Raw genomic sequence first — 255 nt, 5'->3', positions numbered from 1 at the left:
ACTTTCCGGTGGGTTTATCAAATTCCAAAATTGTGACTTCCTGCATCGACTCGACAAATTTCGAAATAAACTCTTTAATTGTCAAAGTTGTAATCTGATCGCTATTGTCTGGCTTAAACGAAAAATGCCCATCGTAGTTGTAGCCATATTGATTTTGGCCAGCAAACATGGCGGCTGCTCGAACAATTGCACCGTTGATATCAGCGCTGTAATGCTTCAGAGACTGAGAGTCATCTAAAGGGGTTAGAGTAGAAC

1 protein-coding gene is annotated in these 255 nt (G+C 41.2%); it reads right to left on the bottom strand.

All coding sequences use genetic code 11. The annotated features are described in order from the left end of the window. A partial coding sequence (locus tag AB4486_RS24990; RefSeq protein ID WP_372119391.1) for a hypothetical protein occupies positions 1-255 on the bottom strand: 255 nt, incomplete at both ends.

Source organism: Vibrio sp. 10N.222.55.C6 (assembly GCF_041473395.1).
Taxonomy (GTDB): Bacteria; Pseudomonadota; Gammaproteobacteria; order Enterobacterales; family Vibrionaceae; genus Vibrio; species Vibrio crassostreae_C.
This window is presented reverse-complemented; position numbering and strand designations above follow the sequence as displayed.